At 56.6% G+C, this 21,028-nt stretch carries 14 protein-coding genes; 4 read left to right on the forward strand and 10 right to left on the reverse strand.

Going from position 1 to position 21,028, the window contains the following annotated elements; translation table 11 throughout:
• Positions 1-428: 428 nt before the first annotated feature.
• The gene (locus tag K227x_RS19885; protein ID WP_145172250.1) at positions 429-1,439 is read right to left on the reverse strand and encodes an SLC13 family permease; all 1,011 of its coding nucleotides are present in this window, start codon (positions 1,437-1,439) and stop codon (positions 429-431) included.
• Positions 1,440-1,740: 301 nt separating this feature from the next.
• On the opposite strand from K227x_RS19885, the gene K227x_RS19890 reads away from it, so the two are divergent.
• Entirely contained in the window at positions 1,741-1,938 is a 198-nt protein-coding gene (locus K227x_RS19890; RefSeq protein ID WP_145172252.1) for a hypothetical protein, read from the forward strand.
• Positions 1,939-2,098: 160 nt separating this feature from the next.
• On the opposite strand, the gene K227x_RS19895 is transcribed toward K227x_RS19890, so the two are convergent.
• From K227x_RS19895 to K227x_RS19905, 3 genes are read right to left on the reverse strand one after another with little or no spacing between them, the layout of a single operon-like run.
• The gene (locus K227x_RS19895; RefSeq protein ID WP_145172254.1) at positions 2,099-5,323 is read right to left on the reverse strand and encodes an efflux RND transporter permease subunit; all 3,225 of its coding nucleotides are present in this window, start codon (positions 5,321-5,323) and stop codon (positions 2,099-2,101) included.
• Positions 5,320-6,867 carry an efflux RND transporter periplasmic adaptor subunit gene (locus K227x_RS19900; protein ID WP_246145982.1) on the reverse strand — a complete coding sequence of 516 codons (1,548 nt, stop codon included), beginning with the start codon at positions 6,865-6,867 and terminating at the stop codon, positions 5,320-5,322. Before K227x_RS19900 ends, K227x_RS19895 begins: the two co-directional genes overlap by 4 nt.
• A 30-nt stretch (positions 6,868-6,897) precedes the next feature.
• The gene (locus K227x_RS19905) at positions 6,898-7,233 is read right to left on the reverse strand and encodes a hypothetical protein (RefSeq protein ID WP_145172256.1); all 336 of its coding nucleotides are present in this window, start codon (positions 7,231-7,233) and stop codon (positions 6,898-6,900) included.
• On the opposite strand from K227x_RS19905, the gene K227x_RS19910 reads away from it, so the two are divergent.
• The 3 genes from K227x_RS19910 (at position 7,232) to K227x_RS19920 (ending at position 12,477) form a co-directional block, all read left to right on the forward strand.
• Positions 7,232-7,837 (forward strand): hypothetical protein, encoded by a 606-nt coding sequence (locus tag K227x_RS19910; protein ID WP_145172258.1) that lies wholly within the window; start codon positions 7,232-7,234, stop codon positions 7,835-7,837. The genes K227x_RS19905 and K227x_RS19910 overlap by 2 nt on opposite strands.
• Positions 7,838-7,913: 76 nt before the next feature.
• Positions 7,914-9,386 (forward strand): efflux RND transporter periplasmic adaptor subunit, encoded by a 1,473-nt coding sequence (locus K227x_RS19915; protein WP_145172260.1) that lies wholly within the window; start codon positions 7,914-7,916, stop codon positions 9,384-9,386.
• A gap of 4 nt (positions 9,387-9,390) precedes the next feature.
• Positions 9,391-12,477, forward strand: coding sequence for an efflux RND transporter permease subunit (locus tag K227x_RS19920; RefSeq protein ID WP_145172261.1), 3,087 nt, complete (start codon positions 9,391-9,393; stop codon positions 12,475-12,477).
• Between the two features lie 352 nt (positions 12,478-12,829).
• Here the strand turns inward: K227x_RS19920 and K227x_RS19925 are convergent, their stop codons facing one another.
• The 6 genes from K227x_RS19925 to K227x_RS19945 all read right to left on the reverse strand — a co-directional run bounded on the left by K227x_RS19925 (position 12,830) and on the right by K227x_RS19945 (position 21,028).
• On the reverse strand, positions 12,830-13,942 hold the full coding sequence (locus K227x_RS19925; protein ID WP_145172263.1) for a DUF1207 domain-containing protein: 1,113 nt from the start codon (positions 13,940-13,942) through the stop codon (positions 12,830-12,832).
• Positions 13,942-15,708, reverse strand: a complete 1,767-nt coding sequence (locus K227x_RS19930; protein ID WP_145172265.1) for a phospholipid carrier-dependent glycosyltransferase — start codon at positions 15,706-15,708, stop codon at positions 13,942-13,944. The genes K227x_RS19925 and K227x_RS19930 overlap by 1 nt, the downstream gene beginning before the upstream one ends.
• Complete coding sequence (locus tag K227x_RS19935) at positions 15,709-16,899, reverse strand: LptF/LptG family permease (RefSeq protein ID WP_145172268.1); 1,191 nt, start codon at positions 16,897-16,899, stop codon at positions 15,709-15,711.
• Positions 16,899-17,135 (reverse strand): hypothetical protein, encoded by a 237-nt coding sequence (locus tag K227x_RS30720; RefSeq protein WP_218933395.1) that lies wholly within the window; start codon positions 17,133-17,135, stop codon positions 16,899-16,901. The genes K227x_RS19935 and K227x_RS30720 overlap by 1 nt, the downstream gene beginning before the upstream one ends.
• Positions 17,135-19,645: a glycosyltransferase gene (locus K227x_RS19940; protein ID WP_145172270.1), complete on the reverse strand. Its 2,511-nt coding sequence runs from the start codon at positions 19,643-19,645 to the stop codon at positions 17,135-17,137. The genes K227x_RS30720 and K227x_RS19940 overlap by 1 nt, the downstream gene beginning before the upstream one ends.
• 291 nt (positions 19,646-19,936) lie before the next feature.
• Entirely contained in the window at positions 19,937-21,028 is a 1,092-nt protein-coding gene (locus K227x_RS19945) for a M56 family metallopeptidase (RefSeq protein ID WP_145172272.1), read from the reverse strand.

A 21,028-nucleotide genomic window follows, 5' to 3' on the forward strand; every position in this document is an offset into this window, starting at 1 on the left:
CTAGAGGCTGTTCTTGGGGAAGGGGAAGTGGGGAAGAAGGCAGGTGGGGGAGAAGAGATGTGGGGAAGAAGAGATGTGGGGGAGAAGGCAAGTTCGAGTTCGAGTTTAAGTTCGAGTTTAAGTTTTCAAGCCGCTTTTTGGTCCGCAACTTGAACTTGAACTTGAACTTGAACTTGAACTTGAACTTGAACTTGAACTTGAACTTGAACTTGAACTTGAACTCGAACTCGGGTTCTCCAGCCGACTCGACCGTGACGGACGACTGCCGCCGCCTGCGAAGAGGCGATCCGCGTGATCCCAGATGGAATCACTTGGGGGCGGTTCGGTCCCATAGTAAGAAAAGTTCGAGTTTAAGTTCGAGTTCGAGTTTAAGTTATCGAACTGTGCGCCCGCCTTGAACTCGTCCTCGAATCAGCCCCGTCACGCGATCAGATCGAAAGAGTCGCGACTACCACAGCGGCACCCGCGAAGTAGCCGACCACGGCCCAGCCGGTGATGTGCTTCACGTACCACACGAAATCGACCGTCTCGATCCCCATCGCTGCGACTCCGGCGGCAGATCCGATGATCAGACAGCTGCCCCCGGTGCCAGCGCAGTAGGCCAATAGCATCCAAAATGGATCGTTCGTCGGCATCTGATACATCTCTAGACCGGCGGCCACTAGCGGGACGTTGTCGACCACCGAAGACACCAGTCCGATGACGATGGCGACGACATCTCGGTTCTGAACGCTGTGGTCCAACCACAGTGCGGTCGATGTCAACCACCCGGTTGCGCTGAGCGCACCGACGGCAAGCAGTGCAACCACCCCCAGAATCAAGAACAACCAACGGTGCCAGGGCTGGATATCGCTAGCGACTTTCTGAACCGGTGGTTTCAGCGAAAGCTGTCCCGGCATTCGGATCGAAAACCCAACCAGAGGAACCAGAAAACACACCAAGCTCCCCCAAAACAGTTCTTGCATCACCGGGACCGTTTCGATCTTGTGCTTGATCCACAGCATGGTGGTGGTCACGTCGCCAATCACGGTCCAGGCACCGCCCGCGTTTGCGGCGATCACAATCAACCCGATGAACCGCAACCTATCCTCGCGATCGTGGATCAGTTTGCGTAGCAACGACACCATCACGATCGTGGTTGTCAGGTTGTCTAGGATTGCAGACATAAAGAACGTCAAAAAGCCAACCGTCCACAACAGACTTCGTTTGTTCGTCGTCTGAATACGATCAGTGATCAGCGAGAACGATTCATGCGAATCGACCCGTTCAACGATGGTCATCGCCCCCATCAAGAAAAACAACTTCTCGAACGAGCGTCTCTGCATTTGCCGGCAAAACGCTGCGTCATCTTCAATCCAGCATTTCACAATTGCGTTGCGCCATCGATGCGCCGGCAATTGGTCCTTGTGCCCAGGGTGCAAATTGCTGCACCTGACCATGCAAAGATCTGCGTTGATGTTTCTCGCATGCCCTGGACACAAGCACGATTTCCCCCGAACGCAGTGACCGAATGAGCGTTAGTCGTCCGTGATCGGATCGACCGTTATCGTGCGAATTGCGGTCTCAATCGCGTCTTGCCCTCGATCCCTGATCGATCCGTCCCACGCCAAGGCCAAGATCGCGGCATCCCGTTGGCACGACGGATGCAATGGGGATGGTCCTGCAAACTGAAACGTCAGGCACCACTACATCCAACGGTGTCTGGACCGACGGATTTCAAATCATGAAAGGAACATCACCATGTCACGCTTCTCTACCGCCTTGTCGCTGATCAGCGCATTGGTATCCGGCAGCGTTTACGATTCTGCGAACGCGGCCCCGGTTCGCACCTCCCCATCGAACGTTCCGCTGGTGCAATCGATCGACACCGAAGACGAAGCCCACCGGATCAAGATGGATGCGCGGATTCAACTGGGCACCGAACTGGGCAGAAAGTAGCGAGCGTTTGCATGGGAATTCGCACAACCGCCACTGCATCCCGGGCGCCGCCGACCATCGCTGGATCGACGTCTGGTGTGGGGCTAGACGATAGAACGAGTATCCATCACTTGCATCACTTGCATCACTTGCATCACTTGCATCACTTGCATCACTTGCATCAATGGCACTCCACGTCGTCGGCACTTGTAGAGGAAAACTTATCGAACACCAGATAAAGCACGGGAGCGAGTACCAGCACGACCAAGGTGCTGAACGATAGCCCGAACGCCAAACTGGTGGCCATTGGCGAGACCACCTGGGCCTCCTTGGATCGTTCCAGCAAAATCGGCAGCATCCCGGCCACGGTCGTGACCGATGTCAACAGCACCGCCCGGAATCGACGACGCCCACCGTCAATGATGGCGTCATGGATTGGCAACCCATCGGCCACACGTCGGTTGATAAAATCCACCAACACGATCGAATCGTTCACGACGACACCGGCCAACGCCACGATGCCAAAAATACTGAACAGCGTTAAGTCGATGTTCATCACGATGTGTCCGATGATCGCACCGATGAAACCAAACGGGATGATGGCCAGGATCAGGACGGCTTGCCAGGACGAATTGAACTGAATCGTCAGCAGCAAGAACATCGCTCCTAAGACGACGAAAAAACCAAGCGTCAAACTGTTGACCGTTTCGTCGGTTTGTTCTTGTTGACCGGCCCATTCGAGTTGAACGCCGGGAAATTCCTCGGCCAACATCGGTACAAAACTGGCACGCATGTCAGCCACCACGTTGAACGCGTTCCCCCGTTCTTCGTCGACGTCGGCAACGACACCGATGCTGCGCATTTGGTTGACGCGTCTGATTTCCGAGTAGCCGCGAGAGACGCTGACGTCGGCCACTTCCCCCAATGGTCGTTCCATGCCATCGCCATTGCGGATGCGAATGTCATCGAAACTGATCAAAGTGTTGCGATCTTCGCGTGGATATCGCACTCGCAGTGGCACCTCGTGCCGACCACGCTGCAGTCGCATCACTTCTTCGCCATAGTACGATGCCCGGACTGTGCCGGCGACGTCGGCCAACGATACACCCATCGCTTTGGCATCATCGCGAACCTTGATTCGATATTCCCATTTGCCTTGCCGAGTATCGGTTGCGATATCGGACACGTAGGGGTATTCGCTGAGCTTGGTTTTAACGCGATCGATAGCGGCATCCAGTTGACCAAGATTGTCAGCCGTCGCCATCAATCGAATCTCGATTGGCAACGAAGCGGGACCGCGCGGGGTCGCCCCATAGGCGACGGCTTCGGCGCCGGGAAAACGCCCAGCTTCCTCGCGCCACATCCGCACGATTTCGTCGCTCGATACCGTCCGCAATCCAATATCGTTCAATTGCACAAACAGACCGCCCAGATGGCTGGCCGGGCTGACCCCAATTTCGTCCCCCGACGACCCCACAGTCCGCTGAACCGCCTTCACAAATCCGCCCGGATCTTGGGTTAGATTCTCGTCGATCGATCGTTGATTGACCCGCCAAATCGCCGCCTCGATCTGCTGCGTGGCCCGATCGGTTACCGAGACCGGCGTCCCATCCGGGTAGACCACTTGGCAGGTGATGAACCCAAAGTCGATTTTGGGCAGCAGCAGGAACGGCACCATCCCGGATCGGACGACGCCCACCGACAAGATCAACATGCCCGCCAATGTCGACAAAACGATCGCTGGATTCAGCAACGACCAACGCAGCACCGGCGTGTAGACCGCGTCCACGGTCCAGGTCAGCAATCGGCTCATGCCGTGATTCGCTTTCTGCATCAGCCAGCCCAGCGGACGCAGCGGCAACAGCAACCACGTCAACGCGTCCAAAAACCGACTTCGTCGGTGCGATAGGTGGGCAGGCAGAATCGTCAAACTTTCGAACATCGAAATCACTAGCATCGCACCCACACACAACGGCAGCACCACGGTCAGCCGTTTGATCCGGCCTTCCATGTACATGATCGGCGCGAACGCGATCACCGTCGTCATGATCGCGGTGATCACCGACGGCATCACCTCGTAGGCACCATCGATTGCCGCCTGACGATAGCTTTTCCCCATCTCCCGGTGCGCGTACACGTTCTCGCCAACGACGATGGCATCATCAACGACGATCCCCAGCGCGATCAAGAATGCGAACATCGACGTCATGTTCAGCGTCTGACCGCCGAAGTACATGTAGATGCAGGCGCCAAGAAGCGAAACAGGAATGCCCAGCATCACCCACCACGCCAACCGCATTTCCAAAAACAAGGCCAAGACGATGAAAACCAGGGCCAGCCCCATCCAGGCATTTTTGGCCAACAGGTCCAAGCGATTCTTGACGCTCGTCGATCGATCCCGCATATCGATCATGGTGTAACCGTCGGGAAGATTGTCCTTGTTGTCCAGCACGTATTGGCGGACTTCGTCGGACACTTGGATCAGGTCGTCTGCGCTGGTCGTTTCCACCGACACGGACACCGCCGGACGCCCGTTGACTTGATTGATCGTTCCATCGACCGAAAACTCGTCGCGGACTTGACCCAGATCACCAACGGTAAGCACCGTGCCTCCGGGTTGGCTGACCAAGGGGATCTCGGCAATCCCTTTGCCCAGCGTGCTCTTATCGCTGCCACGCAGCAGCACTTCCTGAGACCGTCCACGCAGGGTTCCGCCGGGCAGTTCGACATTGTTGGCCCGAACGATGTCGGCCACCGCTTTCAGCGAAAGGTTGTATTCGCGCAGCCGGTGTTCCGGAATTTCGATGTCGATCTGATAGTCCGGTGTCCCAACCAGGTCACAGACCGAAACCGACGGCAACGCCAAGATCTCGCTCCGCACACGCTCGGCCACTCGCCGCAGTGCCATCGCTGCTTCGGCGACCGCTTCGTCGCTTCGGCCTTCGCCCGGTCCGGAACCTTCGGGGCCCATCACGGCGACACGAATCGCGGTCACGAAATTGGTTTGCAGTCGAATGTCTGCTTTCTCGGCCAGCTCGGGAAAGCTAGGTATCTGGCCGATCAGGGTGGTCACCTCGGTCAACACACGCTGGGCGTCGGCCTGCTTAGCATCGGGATCGAGTTCCAAGGACACCGAACCAACACCCTCTCGAGCCGACGACGTCATTTCCTCGATGCCGTCCACCGTCCGGATCGCTTCCTCGATCTTCTCCAGAATTCCCGCTTCGATCTCGTCTGGACTGGCGCCTGGATAGACAACCGAAACATTCAGAACGTACAGTTCGAAATCCGGCCAAAAATCGCGACGCAACTGCGAAAGGCTGTATGCCCCTAGCAGCAACACCCCCAGCATGATGACGTTCATCGCTTGCCAGTTTTTGACGGACCAAGAAATGATCGATTTCATCCGTCCACCTTTCCGGCCGATGCATCGCGGCGCACAGAATCACCTGCGTTGACAGCCGAATTGATTTTGGCCGGAGCATCGTCGACGATGCCCGCCGACGCAGGTTGTCGTATTGGTTCCGACATCAGCGCCATCCCCGGTGACGGATCGCTGATCGGCGAGATCACAACGCTGGATGATGCGTCGGCAACTCCGTTTCCAGGCGGTGATTCGATCATATCGACAATCACGCCATCATCGGAACGGGCGACGACGTGCACGTTTTGAATCCGAAGCCGGTGATTGTCATCCAACCACAATCGGTTGCCGGGCCGAATCGCCGTCTCAGGAACTTGAAACAAAGGTCGGTCCGGTGTCGCCATCAGAGTCACCGAGACAAACATGCCCCGCATCAAACGATTGCTCGACCCTCGCGCATCGGCAGCCCGCGGATCGTTGACGCGAAACAAACAAGGATACGTTCGCGTGTCCAGATCGATACCGGCTCCGTCAATTCGTTCTAACGAAGCGGTCCACTGCTGTGAAACGCCACCGAAGGAATGCTCTACGATTGCTGGTATCGGCGGAACTCGATCATCCATCGTTGATGACGCATCCGGCAGCTCGGACATTCCCGCCGCCGAACGCCATACCCAGATCATTTGGCTTGCCGTTAGGCTGCATCGGACTTCGACCGCCGACGTGTCTTCGATGGTGACAAAGGAGGTTCCCGACAACAAATACGAGTCCGTTTCCACCGTCGATGACACAACGCGTCCGCGGATCGGCGATTTGACGGTGGTCCGAGACTGGTCCAACTGCGCACGCTGCAAAGCGATCTGCGTCAGCGATTGTTTTTCGACGATCAGCTGTCGTTGGGCAATTAGTTCACGACGACGGTTCTGCAGTTCGACCAAGGCCGCTTTCGAAGTCAGTTCAGAACGACGAGCGATGTCGGCCTCTGATCCCGACGCGGCTTGACGCTTGATCAGCGAATCAATCCGATCGCGTTCCCCCTTGGTGATGTCCACTTGCTGTTCGGCCAAGGCCAATAACAAGGTCGCGTTTTCAATGCTGACGTCGACCGAGACCAGTTCAGCGGCCTCCTGTGATTGCTGCGCTTTCAGACGCTTGACCTCCAGGTCATATTCGATGCTGTCCAATCGAATCAACACCTCGCCGGCATCAACCATCCGGCCGTTGCGAAGGTTCGGTGATATTTGGACCACGCGCCCAGTCACTTCGGTAGCCAAGCGAATCTCTCGCAGTGGCACGACCACTCCGCTAGCGCCGATCTTGACGGGCCCCTCGTGCGACGCAAGTGGAACCGATGTGACCACCGTCGCGGCAGGCTTTTGGGGTTTGGACCGTTGCGGTCGCTTTCGTTCGCCCAACAACGTGTAGGCATAGAAACAACTGCCCAAGACGGCGACCGATACGACCACGTTGACGATCAACCGAACGGTACTGTGTCTTGGCACAGCATCGTGGGACGGCACCGTTTGTCGCAGAGACTCCGGCGATCGTTCAGGCTGTTCTTGGCGGTCAGGTGTGTTGCTGTTCAAAACAAAAGGTACGCCCAAATTTTTGCACGGTCATCCGCTCACAATTCGGAGCGCAGTATAGATACGGCCGAGCTGAAAGAATCCAAGTTTCAGCCACCAAAATCCCAGAAAGCGATCCTGACCGTGCCGATCGAACCCCGACGGGCCACAAAGGTTTCGGTCGCTGGGGGACTGGTTTGTGGAGTCCTGGACCATTTCCAAGCAGCCCGGCATGGGGTGCGGCCAAAGCCCGTCGATCAGGCCAGAAACCGCCCATCCGATCCGCGGCAAACAATTTTCGTTCCAGCCCGACCGGTTTTCGGATTCCGAGTCGCTGAGTTTCAGATAGAATGGATCGACCGCCCATTTTCCGATCTCTGTATACATGCAATTCAATCCAGCCCAACTCCGCCGTTCCTCCACCCTCGCCACGCGGCGAATGGGGCGATCGGTTTTTACATGGGTTTGCTGTGTTTTGCTGCTACCGATCCCGATGCCGGTGCTGCACAGCCACGATTCGATTGACGGGTCGGACGTGTTGGTCCGGCACCTGGAAGCGAGGCACCTGGAAACCGCCGTGGACCTACAATCCGCCGTGGACCTACAATCCGCAGTGGACCTACAATCCGCAGTGGACCTGAAATCCGCAGTGGACCTGGGCAGCGTTGGCGTGGCGGACGATTCCGGATGGGTTTGCCCATGCAATGACGCTCCACACTGGCATCTGGGATGGCCCAATCAGCGGTGCCGTTCCGAACCATCGGGCGATCCGACCGCAGCATCGATTAGTGATTTGGTAGCGGCCCCGGCATGCCAATCGGCTGCTGCGGTGGCGATGCATCAAATTACGCTGGACATCCAGGCTGTGGTGGTCGGAACAGTCGTTGATGCCGTCCTTTGCCGCCCCTTGGTTTCGCTCGAACAGATTGATTTGGCTTTCGAAGCCGTTCATGCCAATCGCGTGGCCCTTTCTTGTGTGATGCGCTGCTAGCGCGGTTCTTGTCGCTTGATTTGCCTTGGACATTCTGGTCCGTGGCGTGACAAGATTCCTTCCCATCCTGAAGATCATGAACCTGACCAAAATTTTGAGCGCCACCGTTGCGCTCGCCGTGATAGGCACCGCTGCCGTACTTCTGATTCCATCGCCCACCGATCATGCAACCGAAGGTTCGGCACTTGATGTCGAGGCGATGCCGGTTGCCGATGTATCGGAAAGCATTTTTGATCGATTGATCGTGCTGGACGAAACCCAACGTCAGGCGGCAAAGATCGAAACCGCGATCGTCCAGCGAACGACGATGCATTTGACTCGCACTCTGCCGGGCCGGTTTGCGTATGACAACACGCGTCACATCGCCGTTCGTGCACCGGCGGATGCTGTCGTTGAAAGCGTGCAGGTCCAGACTGCCGATGAAGTCAGTCCTGGGCAGGCGATTGCGGTGTTGCGAAGCCCCACGATCGGCGCAGCAAGGAACCAGATTCTGTCGGAACGATCCACACTGGCACTGGCCCGCGAACGGCTGCAATGGGAATCCGATATCCGCGACGGGATCGTTCGGTTAGCGGACTTGATTCAACAGCGTGAAGCCGTCGAAACGATCAAGGATCAGCTTGCCAAATCAAAACTAGGGGTTCCCGGCGGCGACATTCTGGCGCGATACAGCCAGATGTTGTTGGCGGAAAAGACGTCGCGGTCTGTCGATCGCATCAGCGAATCGGGCGCAATCAGTGGCCGAGTCGTTCGCGAACGCAGCAGCGAACTTCAGCAGGCCGAATCGGGTTTGGCCACCGCCATCGACCAATCCATTTTCCAAACTCATCAATCGGTCGCAACGGCGAAATCCGAAGTCGAATCGGCCCAGCGCCAGTTGCTGGTCGCACAGCAAACCCTGCACACATTGTTGGGCAGCTTTGCGGAATTGGAAAGCGATTCCGATGCGTCGCCCACCCCATCGGATCCGTCTCGTCTAACCCTCCGATCACCGTTGAAGGGAACGATCGAACGCAAGGTGTATTCCGCTTCGGAACGGGTTGCGGCGGGCGACGAGATGTTCATCATCGCCGACACCAATCAATTGTGGGTCGAAGCCGACATTCGTGGTCGCGACTGGCACTCGATTGACCTTTCCCAGCGCGATCATGTGACCGTATCCACGCCTTCGGTCGACCTGCCGCCACAGGATGCGACGGTCATCTTTGTGGGCCGCGAAGTCGATCCCGCCTCGGGCGCCATCCCCCTTGTCGTTCAAATCGACAATACCGCCGGCCAGTACCGCCCCGGGCTGTTTGCTCGCGTTGCAGTGCCCACCGGAACGTTGGAATCCGTGATCGCGGTCCCTGAAACCGCCGTCGTCGACCTGGACGGAAACGACGCCGTCTTTGTGACCGCCGACCAGGGATTCAAGCCAGTCATCATCCGCAAAGGCAAATCGGCCGATTCGATGGTGGAAGTGTCCGCCGGAATTCAAGACGGTCAAACGGTCGTTGTCTCCGGTGCATTTGTGTTGAAAAGCGAACTCCTGCTCGAAGGGGAGGAGTGATTCAATGCTTAAACGTCTGATTGAATTTTCGCTGAACAATCGATTCCTCGTCATCGTCGCCGTGCTGTTGATTGCCGGCGTGGGGATCAGCAGCGCGTTGAAGTTGCCGATCGACGCGGTGCCTGATTTGACGAACACCCAAGTCACGGTGATCACGCAAGCGGGTTCGCTGCCACCGGTCGAAGTGGAACGCCAAGTCACCTACCCCGTCGAATGGGCGATGGGTGGGCTTCCGAATGTAGAGGAGGTTCGCAGCATCTCGAAATTTGGTCTGTCGGTGATCACGATTGTGTTCAACGAAGGGACCGATGTCTATTTTGCCAACCAACAGGTCGGTCAACGATTGCCATCGGCAACCGCCAGCCTGCCCGACGGCTACGGCCCGCCCGAACTGGGCCCGATGACCACCGCGCTTGGTGAAATTCTGCAGTTCGAAGTCCGCAGCCCTTCGCGGTCGCCGATGGAATTGCGAACGATGCTGGACTGGGACGTGTCCCCCAAACTGCGTCAGGTCGACGGGGTGACCGAGATCAATGTGATGGGGGGATTCTTCAAAACATTCGAAGTTCGTCCCGATCCCGATCTATTGATGTCGCAGGGGCTGACCCTGCAGGATCTGTACACGCGGATCGAGGCGGCCAATGCCAACGCCGGCGGTGGCTACGTCATCCACCATGACGAACAACGGTTCATTCGCGGACAGGCGTTGCTGGCCAATGTGGACGACCTGCGAAATATCGTCATCCGCCGAACCGACGCCGGGTCACCGCTGCTGCTAGCCGACGTTGCGGATGTCGTGATCGCACCGATGTCACGCCAGGGTGCGGTCAGCCGAGACGGACGTGGCGAAGCGGTCACGGGCATGGTGATGATGCGGATCGGCGAAAATTCGCGTGATGTCGTCAGCCGCGTCAAAACTCGGATCGCGGAAATCCAGGCAACCCTACCCGATGATGTCGTGCTAGACATTCTTTACGATCGCGAAAGCCTGATCGATCGGACGCTGCATACGGTGCTGAAAAACCTGCTCGAAGGCGGCGTCTTGGTTGCGATCGTCTTGCTGGTCACCCTTGGCAGTCTGCGAGCCGGGTTGATCGTCGCGTTGGCGATCCCGTTATCGATGCTGTTCGCGTCGAACATGATGTTGATCTTCGGGATCTCCGCCAGCCTGATGAGTCTGGGTGCGATTGACTTTGGCTTGATCGTTGATTCGTCAGTGATCATGGTCGAAAACTGTGTTCGCCGGCTCTCACAAACCAAGGACGGACAGAATCGATTGCAAGTCATCCGTGATGCAGCCATCGAAGTCCGTGGACCGACGATGTTCGGGGAACTGATCATCGCGGTGGTGTATGTTCCGGTGTTGCTGCTGGAAGGGACCGAGGGAAAAATGTTTCGCCCGATGGCGTTGACGGTACTGTTCGCATTGTTCGGTTCGTTGATCCTATCGATGACTCTGATGCCCGCCCTGGCATCGCTGTCGCTCCCCAAGTCCCCCAAAGACCACGACGTACTGCCGATTCGAATCCTAAAACGGTTCTATCTTCCGTTGGTCCGCTGGGCGGTCGATACGCCCAAAGTCACCGCGCTCGTCGCGGCAAGCATCTTTGCGATCAGCATTCCCGTCGCCATGAACTTGGGTGCCGAATTCATGCCCCGGTTGAACGAAGGGGACCTGTTGGTCGAAGCCGTTCGATTGCCAAGTGCATCGTTGGAAGGTGCACAGCAAATGGCCGAAACGGTGGAATCGGAACTGCTTGTGTTTCCAGAGATCAAAACGGTGTTCACCAAAACCGGTCGTCCCGAGATCGCGAACGACGTGATGGGGGTTCACCAAAGCGATGTCTGGGTGATGCTGAACCCACCGGTCGAATGGCCGCATCCGAAAACTCGAGACGAATTGATCGCCGAGATCGAAACCGTGCTCACCGAAAAAGTGCCCGGCGTCGCGTTCGGGTTCACACAACCGATCGAAATGCGAGTCGATGAACTGGTTGCCGGGGTCAAGGCCGATGTCGCCGTTCTGGTGTATGGCGATGACTTGGATACATTGGCGTCGAAGGCAAAAGAGATCGAACGGACCTTGCGTCAGGTGCCGGGATCCGCCGATGTGAAGGCTGATATTCAGTCCAAATTGGCAACCCTGACCATCGCTCCCGATCGCGAAGCGTTGGCCCGCTATGGCATCGACGCCGCTCAGGTGATGGACGTCGTCGCTGCGATGGGCGGTCGCCAAGTCGGTGAGGTGTTGGACGAAAGAGCGAGATTTCCAATCCGTGTACGTCTGCCAGAATCGTGGCGAGACGATATCGAGAAACTGGAACAGTTGCCCGTCGCCATGGCGGGTGGCAAACCCGTGCCGCTGTACGAGTTGGCGACAATTCAGTTGGAACAGACGCCACCTACGGTTGAACACGAAGACGGTCGACGCCGCACATTTGTGTCCGCCAATGTGCGTGGACGTGACGTGGCAACCTTCGTTCGCGAAGCTCAGGCGGCGGTATCCAAGCAAGTTCATCTGCCACCCGGGTACGAACTTCGGTGGGGTGGTGATTTTGAAAACCTGCAATCGGCTAGCCGCCGGCTGTTGATCATCACGCCGATCGTTTTGCTGGTGATCTTCCTGCTGCTTCACACATCGTTCCATTCGGTGCGATTGGCCATGCTGATTTTTCTATGCGTCCCAATCGCGGCTAGTGGCGGTGTGTTTGCGTTGATGATTCGCGAGATGCCGTTCAGTATCGCGGCGGGTGTCGGATTCATTGCCCTGTTCGGCGTCGCGGTGCTTAATGGCCTGGTTTGGGTCAGTGATGCAGAGCATCATCGATTGGACGGGACCACGCCAAGGAAATCCGCATTGAAGGCGGCAGACGATCGACTGCGACCTGTGCTGATGACGGCGTTGGTGGCCAGTCTGGGGTTCCTGCCGATGGCGATCTCGCACAGCGACGGTGCCGAGATCCAGCGTCCGCTGGCGACCGTCGTGATCGGTGGCTTGATCACCAGCACGCTGCTGACCTGCATTGTCATCCCCGCGATCTACCCCTGGTTTGCAGACCAGGTCCGAGAGAAGCCAGAACCAGCGGCTTGATCCCGCGGTGGTTTCGAAGACGCGATCTGAATCGGAATGGTTCGGATCGCGTCGGCGACGGGGGGATATCGATTGAAAGAGTGGCGTAGTGCCGGGGGGAATGGAGTTCGAGTTTAAGTTCGAGTTCGAGTTCGAGTTTTAGCTTCCGTACTCGTACTCGTGCTACCCCGCTTCCTCATCGATCCACCGCGTCAGGCTAGTTCAACAATCGCTAAACGACGCATTAGCAACGAGCGATCAATCAGTGTCGCGATTCAAGTCATCTTGCCCCTGCCGCGTAGCGGTTTGCGGGGGGAGAGAATTAGAGAGAGAGGGTGAAGAAAGAAACGACACTGATTGATCGCTCGCCAGCTTAATAGTCAAACCAGATGCCTAAGCCCAGATACTCATCATCGCGGCTGAAGAACTGATACTGATTGCTGGGGCCGGCACCGTATTCCAATCCGTATCTCATCCGCCGTCCCGATCGCGACCCCTGAAAGGACCAACCGACTTGGATCGTGGTGGTTGGACTGAAATCAACCGCTTCTCGCAGATTCACATTGATCGCGGCGAATGGGGCACCGCGAAAATCGGACTTCGACTTTGGCGTGTACTCCGCACCGGTCTGCAATTGCCATCGTTTCGCACCACCGGAATCATGAAAGGAGTTCACGACTTCGCCGTACAGTCGCCAATCTGCCGGTTGGTAGCTGCCGCCAAGAATCATCGACTCCGTCACATAATTGATTCGTTGGTAGGTAGGGTTCCGGCCCATGAACTCGTCTCCCACATGCGAACTGATGTGGAAGTACCCAAACTTCATCGCCCAGGGACCTTCGGCAGCGGTAATTTCGGTGCCGAAACGGTAGTCCATCGATTCGACGTCCTCGGACTCCAACAAATTCAGTCGGGTCATGACCGCGCCTTCGATGTCCCATTGCCAACCATTGGGGCGTCGTGCATCAGTGGTTCCATAGCGGATTAGCCCAACCCGACCGCCTAGCGTCGCATCCCAGAAATAGCCTGCGTCCGAGTCACGGAACAGCAGCATCGACATGCGCGGTTCATGGGGCGCGGCAAGATAGGATCGCCACATCAACCCATCGGGCAGTGCTTGCCATTGTCGCGCATTGGAATGGCCTGATGTCGTCGCGTGGTGGTGCCCGATCGTCATCGCCGCGATGGTGTCTGAATCGATCGCCCCCGCCATCCGATCGGAATCGGTAAGAACCGTAATCACGTCATCCGTGGTGGTTGCTTGCGATATCGTTTGGCTACCCGACATCTGATCGATCAACCGATGCGCGGTATCAAACACCGTCAACGATTCAGTCTGATCGTAGGGAACCACCGCAACGCCGTAAGCATCTTGGCGCGTGTCATCCCCCAGCGACTGATCGGCGCGTGCCACCGACATCATCGCGATCACTGCGACGACGCCAACGACGACATTCACGGCCCATGGATACCGAAGGTGCATCATCAACGAAGCTCACTACCGATTGGATGTTCGGTGTTCGCGATGACGGCTGCCACCGAGGTCGATGCACGCGGGGACGCAAGATACAAGCGTTTGTGCGCTCCGGTTGCCTGGATAACGTGGGTCGCCGCGATTGCTTCCCGTGTCGAAGGCAAACTGCGTTCGTTGGCCACCACGATGGTGTCGGCATGATTGACCAGAAAAGTCGCAAACTCTTCTTTTTGCTGCTCGGAAAAATAGACCACTCGATCGGCACGGATCTGCAGTTTCACGGCATGCCGTTTCTCACCAAAGAAAACGATCCATCGATCGGGGTGGTCGTGGGCCAGTGCCGCAGTCTTGCTATAGACCGATCGTTCGCTTGCGATCGCCGGCAACAATCCTGTTCCCGCCGTCGAAAGCACAGCGATCGCCAAAAGAGCAGTCGTCACCCACCCCAACCGCCCATTGGCAGCGGGTTGATTCCAGCAGCGAACCGTGACGGCAAGAATGACAGCACCAAGCAACATCGTAGTAATGACGCTCCAGCTTGCCGATTGTTCGAGCCAGATTTGTGTTCCCAAGACCGTAGCCCCGGCGATCAACAGAATCAGGTTGGCTCGCAGGGGAAAAGGACGTAAATAACGAGTGATCCGACTGGTCGATTCCGATGCGAACACGGTCGTGCTAAGAATCACGCCAAGGATCAAACTGATAATCGGAATAACCGGTATAATGTAAGTCGGCAATTTGCAGCTCGCGGCTGAAAAAAAAGCCAGGATCCAGGCCGCGGTAACGCATAAAAACCTCAACTGAGTGGGTTTCCCACGTCGACACCGCTCTTCTGGGCTGAACAAGAACACCCCCAATGATGGCAACAGCAACGAAGTGGGAAACATGGCTGCCATCAGAATTGGAATGTAGAACCAGAATGGTTGCCGGTGGTTGGATCCTTCGGTGAACCGCTTCACGTTGTGTTCTAAGAAAAAGTAGTCGCCGAAGTCAGGATTGAATTTCCAGACCGCCAGATACCAGGGCACACACAGCAACGTCATCAGGATCGCCATTGGGCCCCAGTCCCAGATCCTGGGTTGGATGCGTTCTTTGTGCATCCACACACCGATTGCTAACGGGGGACCACACAGCACCAAAGCGATGGGTCCTTTGGTCAGTATCCCCATCCCACAGGCTAGCCCTGCCAACAACCACCACCAACAGCGACGGTTGCGCCGGCCCGCCGCGATGCAGCCAACCAGCAGGCAGCACGTCGTCCAAAACGACAGCAACGAATCCAAGATCAAGAATCGACCGGCCAACAGAAAGCCGCCACAAAGCAGCAGCGATGCGGATCCCAGAAACGCTGCTTGACTGCCGACGATCTGGCGTCCGAGCAACAGCACCACCATCACGGTCGACAGCGCCGACAACATCGACGGCAACCGTGCTGCCCATTCGCTCTGGCCACAAATTTGAAAACTGATCGCCGTCAACCAATACATCAAAGGCGGTTTGTCCAGGTACGGCTGTCCATCCAGAGTCGGCGTGATCCAATCTCGCGATTCGATCATCTCCATCGCGATCTGCGCGTATCGTGTTTCGTCCGGGGCAATCAACGGATACGACAAACTGGGGGCCAGCACCACCAAGGATGCAACGGCAATCACGATCGCTGCGACTCGCTCTTGGATCGGACTCCAACGATCCACCGCGGACTGCCGATCATCCGATTCGATGGTTGGGTAACCGTTGTTCCAACAGCAAACCAAACCATCTTTAAAATTTTTCATCATCTAGATCACTCGGTAAACAGCGCGCTTCATCATCACGAAACCGATCGCGATGGTCACTCCATTCGCGATCCAAACCCCACAGGCAGGAATATCGCCCGACTTGGCCATGTCCAATGACAATGCAAAGACGGGGTAATAGATCAGCAGTGTCGGCAGAAAGCAGACACCAAAGGTTGTCATCGTGTCGGAGGTGCGCAGTCGAATGGAAAGCGGCACACCGATGATCGCAAACGCCAAACAGGTAAATCCGCTGGCCCAACGGCGATGCATTTCAGCGTCCAATCGATGCAAGCGTTTACGACTTTGTTGCAGCTGAGCTTTTCGCTTCATGGCGTCTGCCCCGGCGATCTGGTCGCTATGGGAACTGAGCAGACTGAACCCGGTGTGGACAGCAATCTCACCCGATCGACGATGGATGTCACCAAATTGACCGACCGTTGCCGAAGGCAGATCTCGCATCCGCATGTGCGATGGATTTGCCGTCAGAATCGAATCGTTCTGCTGAGCCCCCAGCGGGATACGCTGGATATACTGACCGGGGAAGTGAAATGCGACATTTCCGCCGACCGTCGCCGTTCCGTTGTAGATGGCAAACGACAACACCTGTTCCTTGTCGATGTAGCTCATCGTCGCCTCGCGTGCGCTGATGACAATCGGATCCTGGCCGTCTCGGCGAACGCTGATCAGCGGTTCGATCAGCCGATCATCAACAACATCGCGAACCGTCAACGAGAAGTTCCCGTGCTGGAAATTCCGTTCACGCCGCAGGACTCCGTAGGCAATGTTTTCAACCGACGACACAACGACGTTCTGAACGCCATGGAACCCCCACGTGAACGCGGTGTTGATCAAAATGACCGTCGCGATGCTCAGACCAACGGTCAGGATGATCGTGGGCCACATCACGGCAAACGTCGAAATGCCAACCGATTGCATTGCCGTCAGTTCATTGTCGGCCGACATCCGCCCGTAGATGCAACACGTACTGAACAGTGTCGTTCCGGGAATCGAAAGTGCCAACGCGTTGGGCGCCGCAAACGGAAGCAACCGCAGAACACTGGCCAAGTTCAACCCTTGGTCCAACGATTCTCTGGCCACACCGATCACGAGTACCAAAGTGGTCAATGCGAACAACGAAACCACAAACATTCCCAGCACATCCAGAACGACCTTTCGCTGTAACTTTCCCATCAGGAATCTCCTGAACCATTTGAAGTCGGCCGAAAACAGGAATCGTGTCGCAGACCTAGGATGCCCCCGTCGCTGCTACCACTGGATTCCAAACGCTGAATCATTTGTCGAATCAACCGGATATCAGCTTGCTGTTGACGATGCTGATCCAGCGAACTCGGCGACGAACCGCCCAACGCCAAGCAAGCCTTGGACAACACCCATTCCAACCACCTGGACGCAATGCGTCGACACATCACCGTGCCCCCGAAGGCAAAGTATCTAGCGAAGGTGAACTGGGTTTCGAGGGCAGTCGCGAAACATGCGATTGGGCATCCGGACGGGACGCGACCCGTAGGGCAACATCCACCGAACCGGTTTCGATCAAGACAGCGCAGCCATGGCCGACAATCGATTTCATCACTGTTCCGGGTGGCAACTGATGCTGTAGCGATTTGATCGGCACGTCGTCCGCAACCAAGATCCAGGACTGCGGATGTTCCAAGAAGAAGTCAGTCAATCCGCCGTCCTGAACGTCCAAGTAGTTTGCGACGTCAGACCGATTCAAATAGAACGGGATTTCGGAGAACTCGTGCCCCACCGTTGCAATCGCTTGCTTGGGCGCGGCAGCCATGGTCGCGATGAACGGTGACGATCCGCGTAACAGAGTTTGGCTGTGACTGTAGGTTGGCAACATCTGATGCATCAGCATCACAGCAAACAGGAAAGCGACGGTGGCCGACGATCCCCAAGCGATCTTGGACTGATGCGAATCTGCGATCATGACCAACGATGCCACCAACAATACCGTCCACAGGATCGCCCATCCATAGACAGCCAACGGTGGATTACCAGTCGACATGATCACAAATCCGACCAACCCAACCCCTGCCATGCAGGTTGCTGCAGTTGCTGATCGAGCGGACCAAAACCGAGCAAACCAGTGTTGGCGAGAATCCGTGGCCGTTCCCAAAATGACATCCAAGTAATGCGCCAACATCAATGCTAGCGCCGGGGCAGCAGGCAAAAGGTAGGTTGGCAGCTTGCACTTGGCCAAAGAGAAAAACACAAACGCCCAACCCGCCCAAAGGAACAAAAATCCGACCGCGGGTGATCGCCGACGTCGCACCGATTCGCTGCGGCCAAACAGAAAGTTGACATAGGGGATCGTCAGAAACGACCAGGGATGACCTGCCAACAAAAGGATCGGAATAAAGAACCAAATCGGCCGATCATGAAATTGCCCGGCAAACCGCTGGACATTGTGGGTGTAGAAAAACTCGACCAGAAAGGTTGGGTCTTCCAACGTGACCGCTACCAGCCAAGGCGTCACCATGCCAGCCACCACTGCTCCCGCGACGGCGTAGTGTTTCCAGTCGGGCCGAGCGTGCGAATCGGACAACCACGCAAATGCGAACACAGGTGGCAACCACAACACGATGGCCAACGGCCCCTTGGTTAAAAATGCCAACCCGACGAAACACGCCGATGCGATCCACCATGTCCATCGAACACGCGATGCGCGTATCGCTTCGAATGCCGTGAACAAGGACATCGACACAAAGAATGCCAACACACCATCGAGCAACAGATATCGACTGGTGAAGGCAAAACCGACCGACAGCATCAGCACACCGCCGGCCAGTAACCCGACACGACGCTGAAAAAGACGATTGCCAAAGAACACCGTAGCCCCAATCGTCGCCAGCGCCGAAAGCGCCGGTACCAATCGTGCGGATGCCTCACTGATTCCGAACAAGCGGTAGCAAATGGCACATAGCCAATACACCAGCGGTGGCTTGTCGTAGTAGGTTTGGAAATTCAGTTGTGGCAACACCCAATTGCCGGTTGCCAACATCTCACGCGGAATCTCGGCGTAGCGAGTTTCGTCACGATCGATCAGCGGATAGCTCAGGTTCGTCAACAGAAAGAACGCGGCGATCAACAGCAACCCATAGGTCGTCCGCGTGACGTTGCGATCCGAGATCCAAGCCGGAACACTCCGATCGGAATCCGGACTGCAAGGACGATCCGGTGATCGAGCGGGCGATGGAAACTGGGCCACATTCCACCAGTATCTAGCCAAACTGGCCAATACTTTGGGAATATGGGCGATCGATACGGTGCTGGTCCCTGCGGTCCTAGGCCGATGCGAAACACCAACCTCGACAATGCTAAATTTGCACTGACGTGCCGACGTGAGCATCTCGGAATTGACCAAGAACCCGTTTCCCGACAACTGCAACTGATCGGCCACATCACGATGGAACATCTTCAGTGCACAGTCGACATCGCGAACGCCAGTTCCCAGCAGACAGCGCACCATCAGGTTGTAGACATTCGAATACAAACATCGCAGCGCTGTATCTTTTCGATCCATGCGGTAACCGCAAACGATGTCGTATCGCTGCGACAACAACACGAACCGATCCAGTTCCGTTAGATCGAACTGACAGTCCGCATCGGTAAACACGACCAAGTCTTTCTGGGCCGCGCCGAAACCGCTGCGAATGGCGGCACCGTAACCTTGGTTAGGACAGTGCTGCACCAATCGAACGTTGGCGTGACTGTCGGCGATGCGAGACACAATGGCAGCGGTATCGTCGGTGCTTCCATCGTCCACCACGATGATCTCGTAATCCGATGCAATGCGACGTAGAGCATCGTCTGCTTCGGCAACCGCGCGAGCGATCACCTCGGATTCATTCCAAGCGGGCAAGATCAGTGAAATCGAAGCGTTGGGCAATGGCGACATTGGCAGGGGCATCCTTGCACTCCCGAGTTACGTAGACCTTAGTAGTTAAGGACGATAGCGAGCCGTTCACGACCAATGCAATGCCAACTCCTATCCTTTTAGTAGTTCTAAAAAGAAGGACCGAACGGCGGCGATCGCGAGTGCTGCCCAAGCAACCATCCGCTCCGTTGGTAGTACCGGCTTCAGCCGGCCTGACCCGACATGCGGTGGATCCGAACAGCACCCGCCGCCTAAAGGCGGTACTACAAACGGTGCGTCGCCAGAACACGACGAACTACGCGAACAGTGGGATGCACCGGCGTGCTAGTGATGGTGCGACGTCTTGAACACTTCGTCCCACTGTGACCGCTGATCGAAGGACTCGAAATCACGGACGTGAATTCCGCAGTCATGCAACACGCTAGCGGTCCACGTCGGCCACGGCGACCAACCGCTCCGGTTCGAAGCCATCGCATTGACGGGCAAGCAAACCTGACTCGCCAGCAGAGCAATCATCCACAGTGCGGCGCATCCGACCCAAGCTCGATAGCGTGGGCGGCGGAATCCTGCCGCCAGCGAAACGATCCGATTGCTGCGCAAGATCAGAGCGCTGGGTTGATTCCCGAACGCCAGCGTTCCAATCGGGGTGGCACTGCAACAACGGGCCGAGCAACGTTCAGCGATTTTGACCAGCGTTCTTAGATAGGCCGCGTATCGACCGTCTTTGCCGGCCGCCATCTCGTCGCACAGATATTCTCGAGTCAGTTCCGCCTTGCCAGCTGCCCACCACACGGCGGGATGAAACCAAAACAGCACCGAACAAGTGCCTTGCAAGAAATGCTGCATCGGGTGCTTCGTTTGAAGGTGAGCCAGTTCGTGGACCAGCACGTGTTCCAACATGGTGGCATCGTCGTCCAAAATGTAGCTTGGCAACACGATCACCGGACGATGCAATTGCCAACAAAACGGCCCTTCGACATGATCCGACACCAGCACACTGACATCGCTGGGGACCAGCGTCGTGGACAACAAAGTTTGCTGTGACGCAGTCAATGGTGTGCATTGATCGCGCAAGAACCGAGACAGCGTGCCCCAACGAACGACGCGTTGAATCAACATCACCACCACTCCGGTTCCCCAGAGAACGGCACAGGCAAAGAACACTGGTTGCTGCCAACCGATCCAAGTCCGTGTCCAAGCCGGAGACACAAATTCGGGAAACCCCAGCAGGCGCCGGTGTGGCAACGTCAACGAGGCGGTAACCAGCGCCAACAGAAGGATAAAACAGGTCGTCCAAAGACGGCAGCCACTGCGTGCGTCACCGACCCAGCTTTGCAATGCGACAGTCGCCGAAACGACCAATGCCACTTGCAGCAAGATCGCGGTCACCGTTTCGAAGCCAAGCAATGCGTCCAT

It is taken from the genome of Rubripirellula lacrimiformis (assembly GCF_007741535.1).
Taxonomy (GTDB): Bacteria; Planctomycetota; Planctomycetia; order Pirellulales; family Pirellulaceae; genus Rubripirellula; species Rubripirellula lacrimiformis.